Origin of the sequence: Streptomyces sp. PCS3-D2 (genome assembly GCF_000612545.2) — a bacterium.
Classification (GTDB): domain Bacteria; phylum Actinomycetota; class Actinomycetes; order Streptomycetales; family Streptomycetaceae; genus Streptomyces.
In genome coordinates this window covers 7,374,576-7,396,461 of the sequence record NZ_CP097800.1, presented here as the reverse complement: position 1 = coordinate 7,396,461, position 21,886 = coordinate 7,374,576, and the positions used below count along the sequence as shown (strand labels likewise).

At 71.8% G+C, this 21,886-nt stretch carries 23 protein-coding genes; 12 read left to right on the top strand and 11 right to left on the bottom strand.

Going from position 1 to position 21,886, the window contains the following annotated elements; translation table 11 throughout:
* Window positions 1-136: 136 nt before the first annotated feature.
* From AW27_RS33150 to AW27_RS33140, 3 genes are all read left to right on the top strand, one after another.
* Complete coding sequence (locus AW27_RS33150) at window positions 137-331, top strand: hypothetical protein (RefSeq protein ID WP_037922640.1); 195 nt, start codon at window positions 137-139, stop codon at window positions 329-331.
* A 435-nt stretch (window positions 332-766) separates the two neighbouring features.
* Window positions 767-2,146 (top strand): eCIS core domain-containing protein, encoded by a 1,380-nt coding sequence (locus AW27_RS33145; RefSeq protein WP_078556547.1) that lies wholly within the window; start codon window positions 767-769, stop codon window positions 2,144-2,146.
* A gap of 98 nt (window positions 2,147-2,244) precedes the next feature.
* Complete coding sequence (locus AW27_RS33140) at window positions 2,245-3,474, top strand: GNAT family N-acetyltransferase (RefSeq protein ID WP_037922638.1); 1,230 nt, start codon at window positions 2,245-2,247, stop codon at window positions 3,472-3,474.
* Between the two features lie 113 nt (window positions 3,475-3,587).
* Here AW27_RS33140 and AW27_RS33135 read toward each other — a convergent pair whose 3' ends face one another.
* The 3 genes from AW27_RS33135 to AW27_RS33125 form a co-directional block, all read right to left on the bottom strand.
* Window positions 3,588-3,995, bottom strand: coding sequence for a PPOX class F420-dependent oxidoreductase (locus AW27_RS33135; RefSeq protein WP_037922636.1), 408 nt, complete (start codon window positions 3,993-3,995; stop codon window positions 3,588-3,590).
* A 262-nt stretch (window positions 3,996-4,257) separates the two neighbouring features.
* Window positions 4,258-4,743, bottom strand: coding sequence for a zinc ribbon domain-containing protein (locus AW27_RS33130; protein WP_037922634.1), 486 nt, complete (start codon window positions 4,741-4,743; stop codon window positions 4,258-4,260).
* Window positions 4,744-4,942: 199 nt separating this feature from the next.
* Window positions 4,943-5,374, bottom strand: coding sequence for a GNAT family N-acetyltransferase (locus AW27_RS33125; protein ID WP_037922631.1), 432 nt, complete (start codon window positions 5,372-5,374; stop codon window positions 4,943-4,945).
* 94 nt (window positions 5,375-5,468) lie between these two features.
* Here AW27_RS33125 and AW27_RS33120 point away from each other — a divergent pair, with 94 nt between their 5' ends.
* Window positions 5,469-5,954 carry a hypothetical protein gene (locus tag AW27_RS33120; RefSeq protein WP_157840259.1) on the top strand — a complete coding sequence of 162 codons (486 nt, stop codon included), beginning with the start codon at window positions 5,469-5,471 and terminating at the stop codon, window positions 5,952-5,954.
* Between the two features lie 20 nt (window positions 5,955-5,974).
* Here AW27_RS33120 and AW27_RS33115 read toward each other — a convergent pair whose 3' ends face one another.
* Window positions 5,975-6,643 (bottom strand): VOC family protein, encoded by a 669-nt coding sequence (locus AW27_RS33115; RefSeq protein ID WP_037922624.1) that lies wholly within the window; start codon window positions 6,641-6,643, stop codon window positions 5,975-5,977.
* 373 nt (window positions 6,644-7,016) lie between these two features.
* Between AW27_RS33115 and AW27_RS33110 the strand changes: the two genes are divergently transcribed.
* Window positions 7,017-7,631: a YdeI/OmpD-associated family protein gene (locus AW27_RS33110; RefSeq protein WP_037922620.1), complete on the top strand. Its 615-nt coding sequence runs from the start codon at window positions 7,017-7,019 to the stop codon at window positions 7,629-7,631.
* 73 nt (window positions 7,632-7,704) lie between these two features.
* Here AW27_RS33110 and AW27_RS33105 read toward each other — a convergent pair whose 3' ends face one another.
* Entirely contained in the window at window positions 7,705-8,652 is a 948-nt protein-coding gene (locus AW27_RS33105) for a helix-turn-helix transcriptional regulator (RefSeq protein ID WP_037922616.1), read from the bottom strand.
* Window positions 8,653-8,714: 62 nt separating this feature from the next.
* On the opposite strand from AW27_RS33105, the gene AW27_RS33100 reads away from it, so the two are divergent.
* Window positions 8,715-9,659, top strand: coding sequence for an alpha/beta fold hydrolase (locus tag AW27_RS33100; protein ID WP_037922613.1), 945 nt, complete (start codon window positions 8,715-8,717; stop codon window positions 9,657-9,659).
* Window positions 9,660-10,009: 350 nt separating this feature from the next.
* On the opposite strand, the gene AW27_RS33095 is transcribed toward AW27_RS33100, so the two are convergent.
* The 3 genes from AW27_RS33095 to AW27_RS33085 all read right to left on the bottom strand — a co-directional run bounded on the left by AW27_RS33095 (window position 10,010) and on the right by AW27_RS33085 (window position 13,732).
* On the bottom strand, window positions 10,010-10,642 hold the full coding sequence (locus AW27_RS33095; protein WP_269084561.1) for a lipoprotein: 633 nt from the start codon (window positions 10,640-10,642) through the stop codon (window positions 10,010-10,012).
* 223 nt (window positions 10,643-10,865) lie between these two features.
* A complete protein-coding gene (locus tag AW27_RS33090; protein ID WP_063890593.1) occupies window positions 10,866-12,575 on the bottom strand; it encodes a PKD domain-containing protein in 1,710 nt (569 codons plus the stop codon).
* A gap of 239 nt (window positions 12,576-12,814) precedes the next feature.
* Window positions 12,815-13,732 carry a LysR family transcriptional regulator gene (locus AW27_RS33085; RefSeq protein ID WP_037922607.1) on the bottom strand — a complete coding sequence of 306 codons (918 nt, stop codon included), beginning with the start codon at window positions 13,730-13,732 and terminating at the stop codon, window positions 12,815-12,817.
* 72 nt (window positions 13,733-13,804) lie between these two features.
* Here AW27_RS33085 and AW27_RS33080 point away from each other — a divergent pair, with 72 nt between their 5' ends.
* The 3 genes from AW27_RS33080 to AW27_RS33070 all read left to right on the top strand — a co-directional run bounded on the left by AW27_RS33080 (window position 13,805) and on the right by AW27_RS33070 (window position 17,063).
* Window positions 13,805-15,337 (top strand): aminotransferase class I/II-fold pyridoxal phosphate-dependent enzyme, encoded by a 1,533-nt coding sequence (locus tag AW27_RS33080; protein ID WP_052030725.1) that lies wholly within the window; start codon window positions 13,805-13,807, stop codon window positions 15,335-15,337.
* A 153-nt stretch (window positions 15,338-15,490) separates the two neighbouring features.
* On the top strand, window positions 15,491-15,898 hold the full coding sequence (locus AW27_RS33075; RefSeq protein WP_037922605.1) for a YciI family protein: 408 nt from the start codon (window positions 15,491-15,493) through the stop codon (window positions 15,896-15,898).
* Between the two features lie 7 nt (window positions 15,899-15,905).
* Window positions 15,906-17,063: an RNA polymerase sigma factor gene (locus AW27_RS33070; protein WP_037922603.1), complete on the top strand. Its 1,158-nt coding sequence runs from the start codon at window positions 15,906-15,908 to the stop codon at window positions 17,061-17,063.
* A gap of 28 nt (window positions 17,064-17,091) precedes the next feature.
* Here the strand turns inward: AW27_RS33070 and AW27_RS33065 are convergent, their stop codons facing one another.
* Window positions 17,092-18,459, bottom strand: coding sequence for an acyl-CoA synthetase (locus AW27_RS33065; protein WP_037922601.1), 1,368 nt, complete (start codon window positions 18,457-18,459; stop codon window positions 17,092-17,094).
* A 167-nt stretch (window positions 18,460-18,626) separates the two neighbouring features.
* Here AW27_RS33065 and AW27_RS33060 point away from each other — a divergent pair, with 167 nt between their 5' ends.
* Entirely contained in the window at window positions 18,627-19,115 is a 489-nt protein-coding gene (locus AW27_RS33060; RefSeq protein WP_037922598.1) for an anthrone oxygenase family protein, read from the top strand.
* Window positions 19,116-19,150: 35 nt separating this feature from the next.
* Here the strand turns inward: AW27_RS33060 and AW27_RS33055 are convergent, their stop codons facing one another.
* Window positions 19,151-19,756, bottom strand: coding sequence for an anthrone oxygenase family protein (locus AW27_RS33055; protein WP_052030724.1), 606 nt, complete (start codon window positions 19,754-19,756; stop codon window positions 19,151-19,153).
* A 344-nt stretch (window positions 19,757-20,100) separates the two neighbouring features.
* A complete protein-coding gene (locus AW27_RS33050; RefSeq protein ID WP_172671337.1) occupies window positions 20,101-20,256 on the bottom strand; it encodes a DUF6131 family protein in 156 nt (51 codons plus the stop codon).
* Window positions 20,257-20,798: 542 nt separating this feature from the next.
* On the opposite strand from AW27_RS33050, the gene AW27_RS33045 reads away from it, so the two are divergent.
* Both AW27_RS33045 and AW27_RS33040 read left to right on the top strand, forming a co-directional pair.
* Window positions 20,799-20,978: a CsbD family protein gene (locus AW27_RS33045; RefSeq protein WP_037922596.1), complete on the top strand. Its 180-nt coding sequence runs from the start codon at window positions 20,799-20,801 to the stop codon at window positions 20,976-20,978.
* 445 nt (window positions 20,979-21,423) lie between these two features.
* Complete coding sequence (locus AW27_RS33040; RefSeq protein ID WP_037922594.1) at window positions 21,424-21,765, top strand: avidin-fold protein; 342 nt, start codon at window positions 21,424-21,426, stop codon at window positions 21,763-21,765.
* Window positions 21,766-21,886: the final 121 nt, after the last annotated feature.

The window sequence follows — 21,886 nt, the reverse complement described above, 5'->3', positions numbered from 1 at the left end:
CCCGGCAGACCGCCGAGGCCGTACGCGCCCACCCGCGCACCCGGGGTCGGGTCCCCGAGGGCTGGGCCCGCCGGGCCGAGGAACCTCTGGAGCCCACCGTCGACTGGCGCCAGGCCCCGGCGGCGGGGACACGGGCATGCGGGTCGGTATCGGTGCGGCGTTGGCCCTGCCGGACCGGCCGAACGTCGTGGTCGTGCTGAGCGACGGGTACACACCGTGGCCGGACGAGATGCCTTCCTGCCGCCTGATCGCCTCACTGGTCGGAGAGGATCCGCCCACTCCCCCGCCCTGGGTGGAGACCGTACGCGTTGTGGCGAGCGACCTGACGTAGCCGGTCGTGGAGGCATCGGCCCCGGGCGGGCGGGGGTGCGCGCCCGGACCCGCGCGCGACCGTGTCCGCAGGAGAGCGGGGAGGCATGCGCCACGGCAGGTACGGACCGGTCCGGGCCCGGCGGGTCTGCCTGAAAGGGCACCTCCGCTGCACGGACCGGTGCATGTCCGGGCAGAGAGCCGGCACCCGGCCGCGATCCATGGCTTCACGTCGGGACATCAGCTGATAATGCTTCAGAACCCCTGGTCGCGACGCGTGGCCGTCCTTGAGGGGTGTGGCCCGGCAACCGCGCGACGCGGTTTCCCCGACGTATGAGAAGGCGATCGCGTGAGTCCCAGGCACTCCCGAACGGCGCGGAAGACCGACGACCCATCGCTGCTGTCCTCCCGCCGTTCCGCGGCCCCTCAGCCGGCGCCCGCGGCGCCCGCGGGGCTGATGGGACTGCAGGCGAGCGCGGGCAACGCCGCAGTCGTACAGATGCTCCGACGGGCCGCCGCGGACCGGGACCAGGAGGAGCACCGGCACACCGCCGGATGCGGACACCAGCAGCCCGAACGGCACGCCGTGCAGCGGTCCGCCGTTCACGACGTCCTGCGCGCTCCGGGACGCCCCCTGGACGATGCCACCCGCGCCGACATGGAGGCCCGGCTCGGCGCGGACTTCTCCGACGTACGCATCCATGACAACGGCGCCGCCAAGGCCTCGGCGGCCGAAGTCGGTGCCCGTGCCTACACCTCGGGCAGCCATGTCGTCATCGGCGCCGGCGGCGGCGACCAGCACACCCTCGCCCACGAACTCACCCACGTCATCCAGCAGCGCCGGGGGCCGGTCGCGGGAACCGACAACGGTGCGGGCCTGAAGGTCTCCGACCCGTCGGACCGGTTCGAGCGTGAGGCCGAGGCGAACGCGAGCCGGGTCATGACACCCGGCCACCGGGCCGCCGCGGACGTCCAGCGCCAAGCGGCACCGACAGCCGCAGCCGGTTCCCGCCCCGCGGTGCAGCGCGTCGAGGACCCCCAGGAGCGGTTGACGGTCGAGTACTGGGAGGGCAAGGCGGGAATGGGCGGATCCAGCAGCTCGGCCGCCAAGGCGAAGTCCGCGCAGATCGCCGCATCCAAGAAGAGCGCGAGGGGGTTCAAGGCCAGCAAGCCTCCGCGCAAGATCGATGAGGTCATCGCCACCGTCGGCCCCAAGCTCCTGGACGCTCTGGCCGCAATGCCGGAAGGCTCCGGGCGGATGGAGCTGTACCGTTCCATGAGCTTCGACGAGGCGAAGAGCGCCCTGGACTACTGGGGTAACGAAAGCGCGCGCAACGAGATGACGACGTACATAGCCGGCGGTCAGGGCACGGCGAAGGAGTTCCGGCAGAGGGGCTACACCGGGATGACGATCGGGGCCCATCTCGGCGACCAGGGTCAGGCCGACGGATACTACGACACCCAGGGTGAACCCTACGCGGTCCAGCTGAAGTTCACCCTGAAACCGGGCGCCCACGAACTCCTCTTCGACCAGCGCCATATGGCGCTCGGCCCCGGTTACAAGAACGACCTGATCCGCAAGGCGAACGAGAGCGGCGGGGCCTACCAGAACGCGAACGCGAACGAGGGCACCCTGGGCGGGTACATCGGGGTGAAGGCCGAAGACAAGGAACCGTACAGCCTGGGTATCGCGCAGGGGAACAACGGCAAGAACGGCCGGGAGCTCGGCGCGAGCCAGCTGCTCTTCCAGCTGTTCGTCGAGAACGTCGAACTCGTGAAGAACAGGTCCGGACGGGAACTGCCCGGCGCGGCGGTCCCGCAGGAACTGGCCGTCTGAGAAGCCGTCCTGCGGTCCACGTACCCCCCGGTCGCCGCCGGGCCGCGCGAAACCCGTTGGACGGGACGGGCCGGCGGTGCCACTGTCTGACCGTGACCATGATCAAAAATGACTCCGCAGCTGTTCCGTTGGCCGACGGCCTCGTCCTGCGCGAGGCCCGGCCCGCGGATCTCGACCGGATCGGTGCGCTCCTGTCCGAGCGCGGCGATCCGGACGACGCCGTCGACCACCGGCTGGTCGTCACCGATCCCGACGCGGGCTGGTCCGCCTGTGCCGTGGTCGTCGACGGCGACCGGGTGGTGTCCACCGCGACGCTCCTGGACGAGGAGGTGCGCATCGGAGGGATCCGTCTTCCCGCCGGTCAGGTGGAGCTGGTCGCCACCGATAGCGCGTACGAGGGGCGCGGGCTCGTCAGGTCGCTCATGCGTTGGGCCCACGAGCGTTCCGCCGCCCGCGGTCACCTCGTCCAGGTGATGATCGGCATCCCCTACTTCTACCGGCGGTTCGGCTACGAGTACGCCATCGACGTACCGCAGGCGCTCCGCGTGAACACCGTGCCAGCGGGCGACGGCCGGGCCACGCTGCGCGCCGCACGGCCCTCCGACATCGCCTCCATGGCCGCTCTGCAGGCCTCGGTCCAGCGCGGCTTCGACGTGACCGTGCCCCACTCCGCGGCGTGCTGGCGATGGCTCCTCGACCACGAGTCGAGCAGCCTGCGGGTCCTGGAGGAGGACGGCGCGGTCATCGCCACCGGGCGCACCACGTCCGCCGGCGAAGGGATCCTCCTGGCCGAGGCCGCGGCACGCGACGAGTCCGCTGCACGGAGCCTCCTGAGCGGTGTCGCCGCCCTGGCACCCGGCGGCCCGGTGCGGATCGTCCATCGGGCAGGCACCGTGACGGACGGCGCCTGGCGGGAGTGCATCGAACCCGAACCGCGCCGGAGCGCGGAGCAGTACTACATCCGCGTCCCCGATGTCGCGGCGCTGCTCGACCGGCTGCGCCCGCTGTTCCGGCAGCGCCTGGCCACCGCCGGGATCGACCACACCGGCCGGGACATCGTCGTCTCCACCTTCGGCGCCCACTACCGGATTCCCGTTCTCGAGGACGGACTCGCAGAGGTCGTCACTGGCAGCGCAATGCAGTCGCCTGGAGCGGTGGGCGGCGCGGGGGTCGCCCCCGACCATCTGGCCGCCCTGCTCTTCGGACCGCACGGCATCGAAGGCCTGAGCCGGATCCGCCCCGACGTCTACGCCGCGGACGAGGAGCTGTTCCAGGCGCTGTTCCCGCCGCTCACCGCCGACGTGCTCAGCTACTACCTGCCGTACTAGTGGTGAACGGCCGGCGCTCGCCCAGGGAAGCCCTGAGGGCGTGGCGCCGGGTCGCCGAGGCGGGCGTGCCGTCCCGGGCCACCCCGGCCCGGGGCGTCCGCGGAGCCTGCCGGCTAGATGGAGCCGACGACCTTGCGGGGGACGACCCGGACCACGACGCGCGTGGCGTCGTCGACGGAGGCGGGGTTGAAGTCCCGGTAGTCCTTGCCGGTGTACTTGCGCGAGAGCTCGTTGATCAGCTCCTGACCGCCTTGCGTGGTCAGCTCGGCGGTGCCGCGCACCTCGGCGTAGGTGTAGGGCGCGTCGGGCGGGTTGATCATCACGGTGATACGCGGGTCACGGCGCAGGTTCTGCTCCTTCCTGCGCCCCTCGGTCGTGGAGATGAGCAGGTCGTCGCCGTCGCGCATGAGCCAGGTCACGGACAGTTGCGGGCTGCCGTCGGGCTGGATGGTCGCCACCGTCGCGAACATGGGGGAATCATCGATGATGCGCTTCAGATCATCGGAGAGTGCAGCAGACACGGGCGCAAGCCTTTCCGGAAGGGCGTCCCGTGCGCGCGGCACGGAACCCGACAACATCTGACCCTGGGTCACCATAGTCCCGTGACGGCGGCACTCAGTGTGACGGCACGGCTTGCCCTGCCGTGTCCTGTCCGGTCAGGTCACGTGCGGGGGAGCGCTTCGACGTCGCACCGCAGCCGGAGAAGGCGGTCGCGACTTCGCGGCGGGCGGGTCAGATCTGCGGGTGCGGGTGCTCCCCCGGCCCGGATGGACGAACATCGCACTAGCGGGCCTCGCGGCGGTCCGGCAGCGCCGTACCGCAACCACTGCAGTAGCGGGCGTCCGCCTCGATGGCGTGCCGGTGGCACCGCTCGCAGACCAGGTGCAGCGCGCACGGTTCGGGCGCGACCCCGGGGGTGGATCGTCCGATGCTCATGCCGCGCCGTCTGCGGTGGACGGTGAGCACGAGCAACCCCTCGGAGCCGGCCAGCAGCGCCCGGGACGCCCCCCTCGGCAGCAGTCCCAGGAATCCGGGAGCCAGCCGGGACGTGGTGCCGTCCAGGGTGAGGGTGCCGTCGCCCGCGACGACGACCAGCATCACGTCGACTTCGTCCTCGACATACGCCGACCCGCCGGTTCCGGGCAGGTGGCGCACCAGGTTCGCGTCCAGCTGCCGGTCGGCCACCTCCAGCCGCCACAGCGCGCCGCTCTCTCCCAGCGCCGCCGCCGCGACCAGCTCCGCGACCGTGACGAACTTCGCCTCCCGCACAGACCGTCTTTCCTTCACACCCGAGCCGAACCGCACCGCACCACGCCATGATCTCTCACCCGTCCACCCGCGGCGAACCCGCCGGGCGGCGTCGGACGTCGATCACATGGGGGAAGGCACCGCGGTGGAGGACCACGTGGACGGATGTTCCCCGGCGGACGGTGGCGCCGAGGCGGCGGATCACCGTTGCCCCGGCGGCTCACGGACGGCTCAGCACCATCCACTGCTCGGGAACGTCCAACGGGGTGAAGCCGCTCCTGGCGTAGACCTCGTGCGCGTCCGCCGTGGCCAGCAGGACGCGGCGCAGGCCGTACGGGGCGAGGTGTTCGCGCACCGCCCCGACCAGTGCGGTGCCCAGCCCCTTGCCGCGCGCCTGGGGCGAGATGTACACGTCGCACAGCCACGCGAAGTCGGCCTTGTCGGTCACCACGCGGGCATAGCCGACCTGCCGGCCGGAAGCCCGCTCGTAGACGCCGAAGTTCAGGGAGCCCGCGATGGCCCGGTCCTGCTTCTCCCGGGACCGGTCGCGTGCCCAGTACGCGTCCTGCGACAGCCATCGGTGGACCAGGGCGGCATCGATCCGCGAGGTGTCGGCGGATATCTCGTACTCGGCGGGAAGGTCAGTGGTCATGGCCGCATCCAAGCAGTTCCGGCCACCCCTCCACCGCTGGTTTTCGACCCTCCGCATGATCACCGCGCGGAACCGGCGTGCGAGGATCCACGTTATGGATCATGGAACCGCATGGATGTACGGAACGGCGGGTGAGCCTTGCGCCGGGCCCGGGGACGCACTGCTCCTGGTGCGCCGTGCCGCCCGCACGGAGCCGGGCGGGCGCGTGGAGGCCCTGCTCGCCAGGTGCGTGCCGTGCGGTGGCGAGGAACGCGAGTTCGAGGTCGCCGCGGGCGAATGCTTCTGCGTGGGCTGCTGCATACCGCTCGGCATCGCGGACGGGGGCGTGCATCCGAGCGCCTACCCGTGGCGGCTCGAACCCACGGCGGCACCGCTGCCGACCGCCTCGCCGGGCCCGGGCCACGCACCGGCGGACCTGCCGCAGTGCCCCGCCGGCCACGACGTGTTCCAGGTCGCGGTTGCGCTCGCCTTCACCGCGGAGGGAACACTGCGGAGCATCTCGGTCGGTCTGCGGTGCCCCGAGGACGGCGCCCTGTGCCTGTACGTCGACAACGCGCGCGTGGTGCCGCGCGCGGCCTGACCGGGCAGGGGGGCCGGCGGTCAGGACTGCGCGGGGGCGGACGGGTCCGGGGCCTCCCAGACGAAACCGTCCGGGTCGGTGAACGCTTCGGGGGTACCGCCGAGGACGACGCGGTGGGAGCCCGTGCCGTCGGCCGGGACCCCGAGGTCCTTGGCCAGGGCGCGGCGCTTGTACAGCGCGAGCTTGACCGGGCCGGACCGGCCGGCGGCGAACTCGGCGTACTTGCCGCCGAAGCTCTTGGCCACGGTCAGGCCGTGTCCGACGTAGAACTGCCTGGTGGCCTTGACGTCTTCGACGCCGATCAGCAGGACGACCTCGTCGATCCGGCGGGTGTCGGGGCCGGTGTCCTTCTTAGCCGAGGTCGCGATCTTCCAGATCGTCCCGTCAGGGGCCTGGACGACGCCGCCGTAGCCCCAGAGGGACTTCGTGGCGGGCTTCAGCACCGTGGCGCCCGCGTCCACTGCGGCGTTGACGAAGCCGTCGACGGTGGCGGGGCCGGACACGGTGAGCCCCAGGGTGAAGCCGCGGAATCCGGTGGACGGCGCGGCGGACGCCCGCAGGCCTACGTACTGCTCGACGCCGAAGGCCGCGTAGAAGCGGCGGGCCGCCGCGAGGTCGGCCACTTCGAGGGTGACGGACGCCAGGGACGCGGGGGACGTGGGGGCCGGGGTGTGCGTGGTGGTTGCCATGTCCCTCACGCTAGGCGCCGCGGGGCAGCCGTGGCTTCTCCATTCCTGACCGGTCTCACCGGTCGGCGTGGCGGGCACGTCACCGGTCGGAGATCCGGCCGCCTCAGCTTGTTCTTCATGGTCTGGCCTTGTCGCGTTCGAGGTGCTCTCTGGCCGCCCGTTTCGCCCACGTCACAGTGGGAGGCGGGCGGCTGGCACTTCAGGTCGAGGGGCCTGCCGTGGCCGGGCCGGTTGGGTTTCGGCGCACGGGCCGGCGCATCCACTTCGCGGCCTGGTGGTGGTCGCGGGCGGCATGGATCCGCTCCGGCTGCTGCTGTTCCTTCGCGTCCAGCGGCCCGGTGCGCTCCACTCACGACCGGCTCACTAGCCTGTGATGGTGACCGGAACCGAACGTGACGAGCTGATCGTGGCCGACAGCGCGGCGCTGCGCGCGTGGCTGATGGCCAACCACACGGCCTCTCCCGGCGTGTGGCTCGCCCTGACCAGGAAGGGCGGCTCCGTCACCACGCTGACCTGGCAGCAGGCCGTCGACGAGGCACTGTGCTTCGGCTGGATCGACGGGCAGGCCCGCAAGCGCGATGAGGAGAGCTCTTGGAGGCGGTTCACCCCGCGCCGGCCCCGCAGCGTCTGGTCCCAACGCAACGTCGCCAACGTGGCCCGATTGGAGGCGGCCGGCCTGATGCTGCCCGCCGGCCGCGCCGCGGTGGACGCAGCGAAGGCCGACGGGCGGTGGACGGCCGCCTACGCGCCGCCGTCGGAAGCGGAGGTGCCGCCGGACCTGCGAGCCGCGATCGCCGCCGACCCAGCGGCGCAGGCGATGTTCGAGGTGCTCACCAAGGCCAACCGCTTCTCCCTCATCACCCGGGTCAATGCCGTCAAGCGGGCCGACACGCGCACCCGGAAGATCGCCGAGTTCGTGGCGATGCTGGCGCGGCACGAGACGATCCACCCTCAGCGAGCCCGGCCGACGGACCCGCCGACGTCGTGACCGGGCGTCCGGCGGAATCGCATCATGCTCGTCGAGAATGCTCAGCACGTGGGCTGAGCGCCCCATGCCGGCGTCAGCCGTATCGTTCGACGAGCGCGTTGCCGATCGAGACCAGTTGGTCTCGCACGGCCGGAGGGCCGATCACTTCGAGCCATTCGACCAGCCCGGCGAGTTCGCCGGCGATGGTGTACTCGTCGTAGCCGCGGATCACGACGTCGATACGTCCGTCGGTCGTAGTGCCTCCTATTTCGAGCCTGTCGCCGAACCCGATCCGGAGTATGCCGATGCCGTGGGGTGCGCAGACGGCCTGGACTTCGAAGGGCGTTCGTTTGCGTTCGATCTCGTCGGCGATCTCGCGCCAGCTTGCGGCGAGGTCGAAGTCCTCGGGCCGGTGCACAGGGTCGTCGGTCGGGTCAACGGACGACACGCGGTCGATCCGGAAGGTCCGCCGACCCGTCTCGGTGTGGCAGACGAGGTACCAGGCCGGGCCCTTGGCGACGATGCCCAGCGGGTGGACGGTTCGCTTCGTTTCGGCACCTTTGCCGTCGACGTAGCCGAGCTGTACCTGGACGCCGCGGATCACCGCGTCCTGGAGTCCGTCGAGGAACCGAGGCGCTCGGAGCTCAATCCGGTTCGATCCCCATCGTTGCGGGTCCATGACCAAGGATGACGCTGCTGCCTCGGCCTGGGCGCGGAAGGGTTCCGGCAGGGCCTGGACGAGTTTGCGCAGTGCGGCTTTCACGGCCGGCGTCGCAGCCGAGGCCGGTCCGGCGACCAGGAACAGGGCGCGGGCCTCGCTCGCGGTCAATCCCGACAGATCGGTGCGGGCGCCGCCCACCAGGCGCCAGCCGCCGCCCCGGCCTTGCGTGGAGTAGACGGGCACCCCGGCCATGGCCAGGGCGTCGAGGTCGCGGCGGGCGGTGCGCTCGGAGACCTCCAGCTCTCGGGCGACCTCTGCCGCTGTCACCTGCTCGCGCCGTTGCAGCATGAGGAGGATGGCCACCAGCCGGTCGGTTCGCACGCCACAAAACTCCCACATAAACCGGTCATGAAGTGACCGGTTTAGGGCGGCACGATGGCGACATGACCTCAACCGATTTCCCCAAGCCCACCCTCGTTCCGGTCAACGGGGTGGAACTCGAAGTCTTCGAAGCGGGCCAGGAGAACGCGGGAAGGCCCATCGTGCTGTGCCACGGCTGGCCGGACCACGCCTTCACCTGGCGCCACCAGATGCCCGCCCTCGCCGCAGCGGGCTACCACGTCATCGCACCCAACCAGCGGGGCTACGGCAACTCCTCCCGCCCGGCCGAAGTGACGGACTACGACATCGAACACCTGTCGGGTGACCTCGTCGCGCTCCTCGACCACTATGGATACGACGACGCCACCTTCGTCGGCCATGACTGGGGCGCGTTCGTCGTCTGGGGACTGACCCTGCTGCACCCCACCCGTGTCAACAAGGTGATCAACCTGAGCCTGCCCTACCAGGAGCGCGGTGAAAAGCCGTGGATCGAGTCCATGGAAGCCATGCTCGGCGGCGACTTCTACTTCGTCCACTTCAACCGGCGGCCGGGCGTCGCCGACGCCGTATTCGAAGACAACACCATCCAGTTCCTCCGCAACCTGTACCGGAAGAACCAGCCGCCGCCGGAGCCTCAGCCGGGTATGGCGCTGATCAATCTCGCCCACGCGCGGACGGCTCTCGGCGAGCCCATCATGAGCGACGGCGAACTGGCCGTCCTCGTCTCCGCCTTCGAGACATCCGGGTTCACCGGCGGCATCAACTGGTACCGGAACCTCGACCGAAACTGGCGCCTCCTGGCGGCCGTGGACCCGATCATCCACCAGCCCGCCCTCATGATCTACGGCGACCGCGACCCTGTCGCGAGATCCGAAAACCTGACAGAGTTCGTACCCCACGCAGAAGTGGTCAGCCTCGACTGCGGCCACTGGATCCAGCAGGAAAGGCCGGAAGAAACGAACCAGGCCATTCTCACGTGGCTGGACAAGCGGGATACCGCGGCGTAGGCGACGAAGGCGCCGATCCACCCGTTCTCGGTCCGGCCCGGCTGTTCCGGAGTACTGGCGCTGAACCCCGGCCGAGGTGGTGCCCTTCTTGGCGTCACGCAGGTACCGGGTGACGGCCGTCCGGGTCAGGCCGCACCAGTAGCCGACCGGCTGGGTGGCCAGCATGTCATCGGTGGCGGCCGCGTTCGCCGGCACTTGGTCGGCGGTGGATCCAGCCAGTAATTCCTTGATCACGACGCTACGTTCCTCCGGCGTGCCGAACCATCGGAATGCGACGTTCGCTGCAACTCTCCCCGGTCGGCCGCTCCCGCTCGGCCGTACAGGTCGGAGCGCCGGCTCAGGCAGTCGGCTCAGGGAGTCGGCTGCGGGGCGGCCTTGAGGGACTGCCGGGCCAGCCGGAAGGCCGGGAGCATCTGCTCGTGCTCGGTGGAGTCCAGACCGCCCAGGTGGACGACGACCCCCTCGCCCGCCGGGGTGACGACAGCGAACGCGCTCTCCTGCTTCGGCTCGTCGAGGGCGGCCGTCTCATAGGCGACCTGCACCGTGGGCAGTTCGCCGCCTCCCGCGCCCGTCTTCAGATCGGTGTAGACGGGGGACCCTCCGCTCGTCCGCTCCCCGGTCATGAACGCCTCGAGGACTCCGCGGGCGTCCCCGGCCGTGACGGGCTGATCGGCGACCCAGACCCGCAGGAATCCGATGTTCCCGCTGGCTTTGGCACTGATCTCGCAGGCGAGCGTCGTCCCGCCCTGCTCGAACAGTGACGCGAACTGCTCGTCCCCGACGTGGGTGACGGCCTTCGGCTCCCAACCCGGGGCCAGGTCGAAGGAGACCGGCAGTCGGCACGGCGAACCGTCACCACCGACCTGACCGGCGGCCTTCACACCCGGGCTCGGGGCGGACACTGTCGGTTCGGTGTCCTGCCCGCTCGCTCCGGCCCGGGCTGCCTGCGCATCCGACGGCCCGCAGGCGGCGGCTCCCGCCACCAGGACGCCCAACCCGAGCCCTGCCGCAACGAATCGCACCCGCTTGCGCCGCACCGTCCCTACTCCCCCTGCTCGGCATGCCGACGAAAAGAACGGTCAACTTAGCAGGTCCGGCAGGCGCGCCGTCGTCCCCCGTGCCGGTGCCGCGCGGGTGGCCGGTGCCCGCGCGGCACCGGCACGGGCCGAGAGGGGGCGGTCCGCCCGTGCGTGCCGCCCCCAGGGGTCACTTGGTCTGGTAGACGCCGAAGACGTCGATCACCAGGTCGGCGTCCTCGTGCCCCTGGTTCCAGAAGTCGATGACGCCGTGTTCGCCGTCGCTCGCCTGCACCAGGTTCGGTACGGTCGCGCCTGCCGTCCAGTTGAGGGTGGAGGAGCCGGGGCGAGTCGCGGCCGACGGGGTAGTCTCCCCCGGTTCCGGCAGCGCGTAGGGGCTCGGCGCCACCGAGAGGAACCCGGTGCCCGCGGTCTCGGTGACCGTGGCGTTCAGCACGTAGGCCTCGACACCCGTCGCGGTCGCGGACTCGGGGGTGAACCCCTGGGAGATGTACTCCCGGGCCCGGAACCGGCCCCCGGGCCAGCCGTAGGCCTGCTGCCGGGTGTCGAGTGTCCGGAACGGGGTGAAGGGCAGGAAGGCGGCCTTGCTGTCCTTGCTGTAGTAGCCGACGACGTCGACCACCACGTGGGTGGGTGACCAGGCACCGTTGAAGACCTTGATCGTCCCGTCCGGTGCCACCGGCACGATGACGGCGTTGGCCACCGTCTGGCCCGGCACGAAGTTCACGTTCGACGCCGTCGGGGCCTGGCCGGTACCGGAGAAGGCGGTCAGGTGGCCGGGCCCCTGGGGCTCGGTCACCGTGACGTTCAGTGCCACGGCCGTGATGTTCTCGGGCACGCCCTGCAGGCCGCCGATCCGGGTCGTGAAGGCACTGCGGGCGGCGAGCATGCCCTTGGCCGTGCCGATGCCCTCGCGGGTGTCCACGAAGCGGGCCGGCGTCATCGAGGTGTAGCCGCTGTCCGAGGCCCGGGTGAAATAGCCGGTGACGTCGGCGATCAGGTCCACCGAGCTCCAGCCGCCGTTGAAGAGCTCCACGTATCCGTCGTCGCCGACCGGCACGATCACCAGGTTCGGGACGGAACTGCCCGCCGTGTAGTTGAGGTTCGAGGTGTCCGGGCGGTCGTAACCGGCTCCCGGCCACGCGGTCACGTAGCCGCTGTCGACGGTCTCGGTGACCGTGACGTTGAGGGCGACCGCGGTGACGCCTGCCGGAATGGAGGCGTTGCCGGCGATCTTCACCCGGGCCGTGCCCTGCCCGGGAACCTTGCCCGCGGCCGCGCCTGTGCCGTCGCGGGTGTCCAGGAGCCGGGTCGGGGTGTGCGGGGTGAAGTCGGAGCCGGGGGTGAGGAAGGCCCCGCCGTTGGTGGCCTGGACGGCGTTGGCGCCGTCGGTCACCGTCACTTTCACCTGATACTCGCCGGACTTGTCGTAGGTGTGCGAGTGGTGCAGTTCGGCGTTGCCCTGGGCGGTGGCCGTGTCGGTCTTGCCGTCGCCCCAGTCGATGACGACGTCCAGTGCGACGTCGGCGCTCGTGATCAGGGTGGTGAGTTCGATGCCGTGCGCGGTGTAGCTGGTGCCGCTGACGTCCACCGCGAGGGCGGGGTTGGCGCTCGCGTCGAGCGCGGCCTGCTCGGTCGAAGCGGCGGCGGTCTGCGGCGCGGCGGTCCTGGCGTTCGCCAAGGTGCTCCCCCCGGTTTTCGCACCGGTGGAGGCGGGCAAAGTAGTGCGGATCGTGCGGCCCGCGGGGCTGTGGAAACCCTGGGACGTGGATGCCTTGTCGATCGCGTCGGCCACGCCGGCCGCGAGGGGTACGGGATCAGCCGCCTGAGCGGTGCCCGGGATGATGCCGAGACCTGCCGCCACGAAGGCAGCGGTCATTACGAGTCGGTGGTTGCGCACCGGCCCCCCAGTGGTGGTGATGAGCGAAGAGCGGCCAACGTATGAAAGGTTCCGGCCAAGGGTCACGGGGTTCCGGCACGATTCACTCCTTAGGGGTCGACGCTTTACCGGCTGTGCGGTTTGCGATCGACAAGAGGCGGTCCGGCCCACAGTGTGGCGAACGGCCTGGCCGCCGACCGGCCGCTCCAGGGCCTGTCAGGGCATCGACGGGGACGGTGTCAGGCCGCGGCCCAGCGCTCCGTGATCAAAGTGGCCTGTTCCCGCAGGGCCTCGATCAGTTCCCGGGCGGCCGCGGCCGAGGTGGAACGCAGCAGGGCGACGCTGATCTCACGGGCCGGCTCGGGGTGGGCCAGGGGCCGCACCACCAGGTCGGGCCGGGGGTGTCCCAGGGCGAGCCGCGGGACCAGGGCGACGCCCGTCCCGGCCGCGACGAGGCCCTGGACCACCGCGTAGTCGTCGGTACGCATCGCGTGCAGGGGCTCGAATCCCTCCTGGGCGCACGCCCAGGCGAGCACCCGGTCGCAGGGGTCGTGGGGGTCGGCCGCGCCGACCCACATGGTGTCTCGCAGCTCGCCGAGGGGTACCCGCTCCAGCGCTGCGCACGGGTGGTCCTCCGGCAGGACCAGGAAGAGCGGGTCGGCCAGCAACGGGTGCACCTCGAAGTCCTCGTCGAGGTCGAGGCGGTCGCCGGGCTGCGAGAACACGAGGGCCGCATCCAGCTCGCGCGCCCTCAGCCCGCGCAGCAGGAGGGGGAGTTCGCCCTCGGTGAGCGAGATGTGCACCCCCTGGCGGTGGAGGCGCCTGACTGCCGGGGCGAGCAGCAGGGCTCCTGCGGTGGGGAAGGTACCGATGTGCAGTGTGCGCATGCCGCGCTCGGCCAGGCCGCGTACTTCCAGCTCGGCCCGGCGCAGCCGTTCGAGCACGGCCTCGGCGTGCGGCAGCAGGGCTTCGCCGAGCTCGGTCAGGGTGGCTCCGCGGGGGCCGCGCCGGACGAGGCGGGCGTCGAAATGGGCTTCGAGGGCGGAGAGGTGGTGGGTGATCGTGGGCTGGCTGTAGTGCAGTGCGCGGCCTGCGGCGGCGAGCGAGCCCTCCTGCGCGATGGAGCGCAGCACCTGGAGGTGCCTGACGTCGAGCATATAGACATCCTATGGAGGGGTAACGAAAAGTCCATCCTTCTTCGATGGGCCGGGAACTGTCACGCTCGCAGCGTGAACACGAGAACCACCGGTCGGCGTGCCTCCTGCTCCCCCGTACCCGTCCCCGTAGTACCCCCGCCCTCCCACCCCGGCGCCGCCGCCGGCCAGCTGGGTGCCCCGTACGCCGAGGCCCTGCTGCGCCATGCCGGGCAGGACTGGCTGCGGCTGAACGTTCCCGGGCACGCCGCGGCCCCCGACTCGGGCCTCGCCGGATTCCTCGGCCGGGCCATCACGGAACTGGACTTCCCGCCGCTGCTCGACGGCATCGACCTGGGCCCGGACACGCCGCTGGACCGGGCCCTGGGGCTGGCTGCCGAAGCCTGGGGCGCGCGACGTACCTGGTTCCTGACGAACGGTGCTTCGCAGGGCAACCAGATCGCCTCGATGGTCGTCCCCGCCCTCGGGCGCACGCTCGTGGTGCAGCGCAGCGTGCACTCCAGCGTGATCGACGGGCTGGTGCTGTCCGGCATGGACGCCGTCTTCGTCCAGCCGTCCGTCGACCCCGAGCAGGGCATCGCCCACGGTGTGACTGCCGCGGACGTGGCGGCGGCGCTGGAGCGGACACCGGACGCGGCCGCCGTGTACATCGTCTCGCCGAGCTACTTCGGGGCGGTCGCCGACGTACGGGCCATCGCGGACACCGCCCATGCCGCGGGCGTCCCGCTGATCGTCGACGAGGCGTGGGGATCGCACTTCGGCTTCCATCCCGCACTCCCCGCGCGTGCTCTCTCCCTGGGCGCGGACCTGGCAACCTCCAGTACGCACAAGCTGGCGGGGAGTCTGACGCAGTCGGCCATGCTCCATCTGGCGGAGGGGCCCTTCGCGGACCTGCTCGAACCCCTCGTGGACCGGGCGTTCCGGCTCGTGCAGTCCACGAGCGCGAGTGCCCTGCTGACGGCGTCGCTGGATCTCGCCCGGCGGAGTCTGGTCACCGGCGGCGCCGCGACGGACGGCTCCGTCACGGCCGCGGACGCGGTCCGGGGAGCCGTCCGCGCGCTGGGCCGGTTCACCGTGGTGAGCGACGGTTTCCACGCCTTCCGCGACATCGTCGGCGCAGATCCGCTGCGGATCGCGATCGACACCCGCGCCGGGGGCATCACGGGCCACGAGGCCCGGCGCCGGCTCTTCCGGGACCACCGGATCATGGTCGAGGTGGCGACCGGCGCAGCGGTCGTGGCCGTGATCGGTGCGGGATCCGCCCCCGACACCGACCGGTTCGTCGAGGCGCTGCACTCCCTGCCCGCCCCGCTCACCGGCCCGGCCGGCCACGGCGGCACGCCGCGGCTGCCGGAGCCCGGCGCCACCAGACTCACCGCCCGAGAGGCGTTCCTGAGCCCCGCCCGCGTCGTGACGGCGCAGGAGGCCGTCGGCCGGATCTCCGCGGACACGCTGGCCGCGTACCCGCCGGGCATCCCCAACGTCCTGCCGGGCGAGGTCATCACCGCCGCGGCCGTCCGGTTCCTGCAGCGGACCGCGGCCGCTCCGAACGGCCACGTACGTGGTGCGCTCGACCCGAGTGTGACGCGCCTGCGCGTAGTCGCCTGAGCGCCCGGTTGTCGTCGGCGCGACGGTCGCCCCGCCCCGTCCGGCGGGTTCCGCCGAAAAAGTCCGGGCCCTGATGTCGAGAAGGGGTTTCCTGCTCCGTCCCCGGTGTGAAGGCGGCCAGAATGGGTCGCACCAGCACCGAGGAGATGCACCATGGCGAAGTACCTGCTGCTCAAGCACTACCGGGGCGCTCCCGCCGCGGTCAACGGCGTCCCCATGGCCCAGTGGACGCCCCAGGAGATCTCTGACCACATGCAGTACATGCACGACTTCGCGGCGCGGCTCGAGAAGACGGGCGAGTTCGTCGACGGGCAGGCGCTGGCGCCCGAGGGGACGTGGGTGCGGTACGACGGCGAGGGCCGGCCGCCGGTCACCGACGGGCCGTTCGCCGAGACCAAGGATCTGATCGCCGGCTGGATGGTGATCGACGTCGACGGCTACGAGCGCGCCGTGGAGCTGGCCGGAGAGCTGTCGGCGGCTCCCGGGGCGGGCGGGAAGCCGATCCACGAGTGGCTCGAGGTGCGCCCGTTCCTGTCCGCGCCGCCCACCATCACGGAGTGACAGCGGGATGGACGAGGTCCTTCTGCGGAGCCTCACGCCCGGGGTGCTCGCCGTCCTCGTCCGCCGCGGAGCCGACTTCGCGGCGGCCGAGGACGCCGTGCAGGACGCGCTGGTCGAGGCGGTCCGCGTCTGGCCGGACGACCCGCCACGGGACGCCAGGGGCTGGCTGATCACCGTGGCATGGCGCCGGTTCCTCGACGTGAACCGGGCCGACGCCTCCCGGCGCCGACGGGAGGACCTCGTCGACCGGGAGCCGGAGCCCGGGCCGGCGCCCGCCGTGGACGACACGCTCCGACTGTACTTCCTGTGCGCGCACCCGTCGCTGACGCCGTCGTCCGCGGTCGCGCTCACCCTGCGTGCCGTCGGCGGGCTCACCACCCGCCAGATCGCCCGGGCCTACCTGGTGCCCGAGGCGACGATGGCGCAGCGGATCAGCCGTGCGAAGCGCACCGTGTCCGGCGTGCGGCTGGACCGGCCCGGAGATGTCGCCACCGTGCTGCGCGTGCTGTACCTGGTGTTCAACGAGGGGTACTCGGGTGACGTCGACCTCGCCGCCGAGGCCATCCGGCTCACCCGGCAGCTCGCGGCCGGGGTCGACCATCCCGAGGTGGCCGGACTGCTCGCGCTCATGCTGCTCCACCACGCGCGGCGGGCGGCCCGGACGGCGCCCGACGGCAGCCTGGTGCCGCTCGCCGAGCAGGACCGGGACCGGTGGGACACGCAGATGATCTCCGAGGGTGTCGCGGTGTTGCAGGGGGCGCTGGCGCGCGACCGGCTGGGCGAGTTCCAGGCCCAGGCCGCCATCGCGGCGCTCCATGCGGACGCGCCCGCCACCGAGGAGACGGACTGGCCGCAGATCGTCGGCTGGTACGACGAGCTCGTCCGCCTGACCGACAGCCCGGTCGTGCGCCTCAACCGTGCGGTGGCCGTGGGCGAGGCAGACGGGCCGCGGGCCGGCCTGGCGGCCCTCGCGGCGCTGGACACTTCGCTGCCCCGCCACACTGCGGTGGCGGCGTACCTCCACGAACGCGACGGCGACCCGGCGACGGCGGCCCGTTTGTACGCGGAGGCGGCGCTGAAGGCTCCGAACCTCGCTGAGCGCGACCACCTGACCCGCCAGGCCGCCCGGGTCAACGCACAGCTGGACGAAGGCCGATCCGGTTGAGGCGGGGCTGCCTCGCGCCGGGCGGCGATCAGGCGCGGTGCTCCGTGGTGGTGTCGTCCAGGAGGAGGCGCTTTTGCGGCTTGCCCATGGCGTTGCGCGGGACCGACTCGACGAAGCGGACTTCGCGGGGGCGTTTGTGGATGGACAGGTGGGCGGCGACGAAGTCGGTGAGCTCGGCTCCCGTCACCCCCTCCGCGACGACGAACGCGACGATCCGCTGTCCGAGGTCCGTGTCGGGGACCCCGACCACGGCCGCCTCACGGACCCGGGGATGGTCCAGGAGCGCGTTCTCGATCTCGCCCGCGCCGATCCGGTACCCGCCCGACTTGATCATGTCGGTCGAGGCACGGCCCACGATCCGGTGGACGCCGTCCTTCTCGTCGACGGCCGCGATGTCACCCGTACGGAACCAGCCGTCCTCGGTGTACGCGGCGGCGGTCGCCTCGGGCCGGCCCAGGTAGCCGGAGAACAGCGTGGGGCCGGTCAGCTGGAGTTCGCCGATCTCCGCGCCCTCCTCGGCCGCGATGCGGGTGGCGACGCCCGGCAGCGGCGTCCCGACCGTGCCCGGGTGGAGGCAGCCGCCGGCCCGGCCGCTCACGGTGATCAGCGTCTCGGTCATCCCGTACCGCTCGACGATGCGGTGTCCGCTCACCCGCTCGATGTCCCGGAAGACCGGCGCGGGCAGCGCCGCACTGCCCGACACCAGGAGCCGCGCCCCCGACAGGGCGGCGGCGGCCCGGGGCTCACGGGCCACCCGGGACCACACGGTCGGCACACCGAAGTACAGGCTCCCGCCCGCGGCCGCGTACGCCTCCGGGGTCGGCCGGCCGGTGTGCACGAGGCGGCTGCCGGTGCGCAGGGCTCCGAGGACACCGAGGACGAGGCCGTGGACGTGGAACAGCGGGAGCCCGTGGACCAGGGTGTCCTCGGCGCTCCACTGCCAGGCCTCGGCGAGCGCGTCCAGGTCGGCGGTGATCGCCGCGCTGCTGAGGACCACGCCCTTGGGGGCTCCGGTGGTGCCCGAGGTGTAGAGGATCAGCGCGGGATCCTCCGGGGCGTGCACCCGGGCCGGTACGGGGGTCCTGTCCGAGCGGCGGGCGAAGTCGACCTCGACGGGGCGGGCCCCGGAGTCGCGCAGGATGTGGCCGCGCTCGGCCGGACCGGCGTCGGGCGGCAGCGGGACGCACGGTACTCCGGCGAGCAGCGCACCGACCACGGCGGCCACCGTTTCCAGGGAGGCCGTGGCGGTCACCGCGAAGGCGGGGACCCCCGATGCGGTGAGATCCGCCGCCACCTGCCGGGCGGCTCCCAGGAGTTCCTCGTAGGAGGCGGTTCGGCCGGCGACGGTGACGGCGTCCGCACGGTCCCCGTGGACACCGGTGAGGGCGGTCAGCATGGCAGGTGACTCCGTTCGGCGGTGACGTGGGGGGCGGGCGGTGGAGCGAGGGGCCGGTCTGTCAGCCTACGCGGCCCCCGGACCGGTCCCCCGCACCCTATGATCGGCGTGACCTGACCGTTCGAAGACCAGTTCCTGACCCGATACTCGATCCGGGGGAGCCTCACGTGGAGACGGCACGGCTGGCGACGATGATCGCCGCGACGATCACCGTCGGATGGATGAGCGGCCTCTTCTACGGGTTCTCCGTGGCCGTGATGCCGGGTCTGCGGGTCGCCGGAAACCGCACGTTCATCGAGACCATGCAGCGCGTCAACGTGGCGATCCTCAACGGCTGGTTCTTGCTGGGCTACGTCGGTGCGCTCGTGTTCGTCGCGGCCGCATTGGTCCTCCACGCCGTGGGCGGTGGCGGGCGGGACGCGCTGGTGCCGCTGGCCGGCGCGCTCGGCGCGTATCTCGCGGCAATGGCCGTGACGGCGAGGGTCAACATTCCGCTGAACAACGCCCTGGAACAGGCCGGCCCGGTCGACGGCATCGGCGACCCCGCGGCGGTCCGGCGGGCCTTCGAATCACCGTGGGTACGCGCCAACGCGTGGCGGTCCGTGCTGTGCACGATCGCCCTCGGCTGCCTCGCCTGGGCCCTGGTCCTCCACTGACGGAGGAGCTCGGGGCCGGCCGGGCCGACGGGCGTTCACCGGGTGGCGCGGCCGTGGAGGAGCAGGGCACGGGCGAGTGCGGCCAGCGCGGTGGTGCACAGAAGTGTGCGGATGATGTTGGTGGTCACCCAGGTCGTCCTGAACCGCTCGACGATCCCGAAGTCCTTCATCCCGGCGACGTCGCCCGCGCCGGCGAGCTCGTTGTTGAGGGGGATGTTCACGGCGAAGGTGATCAGCAGGACGACGAGGTAGGCCGCGGCGGCCGCACCCACCCAGAGCGCCACGGCCCGCCGCCCGCCGCGGAACTCCAGGACCGCCGACAGCACGGCGGCCACCAGCGCCAGCAGGAAAACGGTTCCGAAGAGCGGGTTGCCGTCGATCGCCTTGTTGAAGGCGCGCATCGCCACGACGTACGTCTGCTCGTCCCCGGCCGCGAGCCCGGGCATCACGGAGACGTCGAAGGCGAAGAACAGGCCTGCCATCAGGCCCACCAGGACGGCGGAGACGGTCAGCACGGCGGCGGCCGGCCGGGTGGCCGGCCGGGTGCCCTTCGCGGGCGGTCCCGTGGGAGTCGGCGGAGCCGGGGGTGCGGGCTGCGTGGGCTGTGCGGGCGGCACGAACGGCGACGGACCGGCAGGCATGCGGTGTACGTCCTCTCCCCAACGGTGGTGTGTTCCGGATACGAAGGGCCGATCCTGACAGCAAACGGCCTTCTTTACGAGGGGGTTGGGGCGAGGTGTGAGTGAATCTTGCGGGCAGGCGCGGTACATGACTGATGTGAGCATGACGGTAAGCGCGCGTATCGCGGACGCCCCGGTGTGGCCGCATGTGGCCGCGATGGCGGTGGCGATCCTGATCCTCGTCCACAGCATCGTCAGGGACCGCCGGTTGTCCTTCGGGCCGGCAGGGATCCGCCCCCGTGGACGCGCCGAGGCCTGTCCCGTCGATCACGACGGGACAGGCCTCGGCGCGTCCACGGCGTGGTCTACCAGTAGTGGCGTCGGCCGCCGACCGCGTGTCCCAGCGACCCCAGGACCCACAGTGCCGCGCCCACCACAAGCAGGATGACCCCGAGGGTCCACAGGAAGGAGACCCCGGTCAGGAATCCGATGAGCAGGAGGATGAGCCCGACGGCAATCATGAGTACCTCATTCTCGCGTTGGAGTTGCGGCGGAACGATTGGATCCGCCGTGGCGCTTCAGACGCCGTCTGCCCGCGAAAGTCGTCCCTACCCGTGCCCGTTCCCGATGCCGCGCGACCGGTTGGGAGGCGTCCGGCGGGGCAGACGCAGGAGCGCGTACAGGGCGCACGAACACCGTCGAGAACGAAGGACACGAGATGAGCCGCATAGACCGGTAAGACGTCCGAAGCCCCCTCCGAAGGCCCCGGGCCGACACCCAGGAAACCGGACGCGACTCCCCAGGAGCCTGCACACGCACAACGCGGGCCCCGGCCGGACGAGCCCCGTCCCGGCCCGGCCGAGCCGCCTCCTGGCGAACGGGCGACGGTCGGCGAGCCCCCCGGCTAGGTCGTGTTGCGAGGACGGCGGGCGCCGCGCGGCAGGCGGGAAGTTCGTACCACACCCCCGGGGCGAGAGCCGGACGGTCCACCGCGCGTTGCGGGGCGCTCCGGGCGGCCGCATGGTGGGCAGTGCATTCCCCCTCACTCAAGGAGCACTTCGTCATGAGCAAGGCAAAGGGCAAGGCCAAGCAGATCAAGGGCAAGCTCAAGGAGACCGCGGGCGACGCGATGGACGACCGGCGTATGCAGGCCGAAGGCAGCGCCGAGCGGATGACCGGCAAGGCGGAGGAGATGGCCTCAGAGGCCGCGGACCGGGCCAAGAAGGGCATGCACAGGTCCTGACCTCACCGGTCGGCGCGCATGCGCACGAGTGACCGCGGAGGGGGTCGGGCCCGTCACCCCGACGGGCCCGGCCCCCTCCTCGACCCCTCGGCGACACGGCCTGCCCACCAGGCTTCCGGCAGCCATGGATCACACGCCGCCCGAACCGGTGACGGGGCGTCATCCCGGCCGGATCCGCGGGCGCCTCAACAGCCCCCGGTGCGGCCGCGGTCCGGTGGTGCGACACCCTCGTGGCCCGTGGGCGTACGCTGTCGCGGACCGCGCGTTCCCCGGGGGGCGACTCGTGCGGTTCGTTCGTCGCGGCGCGGCGTCCTGGGGCACGGGGCCGTCCACCTTCCGCGGGTGGCCCGTTCCGGTCCCTCGCCCCCACCACGACCACCCGCGGCGGCCCGTTTCCTCCTGTGGACCGGGACGGCCCCGGGCCATCTTCCTCCGGGAGTCATGCATGACACGCTCGCTCGACGGCCTCGTCTTCGTTCCCGTGGCAGACCAGGCGCCCGGCCAGGTCGGGCGCCTGACCCGGTTCGAATACCACGAACGCGACGGTCTCGTCTGGGCCGACTACCAGGGCGGAGACGTGGTCAAGGGGCACCTGATCGGCACCCGGGCGGGCGACACCGTCGACTTCCGCTACGTCCAACTCCGCCCGGACGGCACGACCGCGTCCGGGCGCTGCACCTCGCTCGTGACCGAACTCCCCGACGGCCGCCTGCGCATGCAGGAGAGCTGGTCCTGGGAATCCCAGGAGGGCAGCGGCACGAGCACCGTCGAGCAGCCGCTGGACTGACCCCCGTCGGTCCCCCGGGGCGCGTCGCCCACCGCCGGACGCCTTCGGTCCGCCGTGCGGGCAGGTCGCGCCGAAGGCGGCAACGGCCGGCTGTCCGTCCCGCGCCGCGAGCGTGCGGCAT

Excerpts from the sequence above, each read along its gene's own strand:
- AW27_RS33150 (WP_037922640.1), top strand. The coding sequence starts at position 137 with ATGCGGGTCGGTATCGGTGCGGCGTTGGCCCTGCCGGACCGGCCGAAC.
- AW27_RS33145 (WP_078556547.1), top strand. The coding sequence starts at position 767 with ATGGGACTGCAGGCGAGCGCGGGCAACGCCGCAGTCGTACAGATGCTC.
- AW27_RS33140 (WP_037922638.1), top strand. The coding sequence starts at position 2,245 with ATGATCAAAAATGACTCCGCAGCTGTTCCGTTGGCCGACGGCCTCGTC.
- AW27_RS33125 (WP_037922631.1), bottom strand. The coding sequence starts at position 5,374 with ATGACCACTGACCTTCCCGCCGAGTACGAGATATCCGCCGACACCTCG.
- AW27_RS33120 (WP_157840259.1), top strand. The coding sequence starts at position 5,469 with ATGGATCATGGAACCGCATGGATGTACGGAACGGCGGGTGAGCCTTGC.
- AW27_RS33115 (WP_037922624.1), bottom strand. The coding sequence starts at position 6,643 with ATGGCAACCACCACGCACACCCCGGCCCCCACGTCCCCCGCGTCCCTG.
- AW27_RS33110 (WP_037922620.1), top strand. The coding sequence starts at position 7,017 with ATGGTGACCGGAACCGAACGTGACGAGCTGATCGTGGCCGACAGCGCG.
- AW27_RS33100 (WP_037922613.1), top strand. The coding sequence starts at position 8,715 with ATGACCTCAACCGATTTCCCCAAGCCCACCCTCGTTCCGGTCAACGGG.
- AW27_RS33090 (WP_063890593.1), bottom strand. The coding sequence starts at position 12,575 with ATGACCGCTGCCTTCGTGGCGGCAGGTCTCGGCATCATCCCGGGCACC.
- AW27_RS33085 (WP_037922607.1), bottom strand. The coding sequence starts at position 13,732 with ATGCTCGACGTCAGGCACCTCCAGGTGCTGCGCTCCATCGCGCAGGAG.
- AW27_RS33075 (WP_037922605.1), top strand. The coding sequence starts at position 15,491 with ATGGCGAAGTACCTGCTGCTCAAGCACTACCGGGGCGCTCCCGCCGCG.
- AW27_RS33070 (WP_037922603.1), top strand. The coding sequence starts at position 15,906 with ATGGACGAGGTCCTTCTGCGGAGCCTCACGCCCGGGGTGCTCGCCGTC.
- AW27_RS33065 (WP_037922601.1), bottom strand. The coding sequence starts at position 18,459 with ATGCTGACCGCCCTCACCGGTGTCCACGGGGACCGTGCGGACGCCGTC.
- AW27_RS33055 (WP_052030724.1), bottom strand. The coding sequence starts at position 19,756 with ATGCCTGCCGGTCCGTCGCCGTTCGTGCCGCCCGCACAGCCCACGCAG.
- AW27_RS33050 (WP_172671337.1), bottom strand. The coding sequence starts at position 20,256 with ATGATTGCCGTCGGGCTCATCCTCCTGCTCATCGGATTCCTGACCGGG.
- AW27_RS33045 (WP_037922596.1), top strand. The coding sequence starts at position 20,799 with ATGAGCAAGGCAAAGGGCAAGGCCAAGCAGATCAAGGGCAAGCTCAAG.
- AW27_RS33040 (WP_037922594.1), top strand. The coding sequence starts at position 21,424 with ATGACACGCTCGCTCGACGGCCTCGTCTTCGTTCCCGTGGCAGACCAG.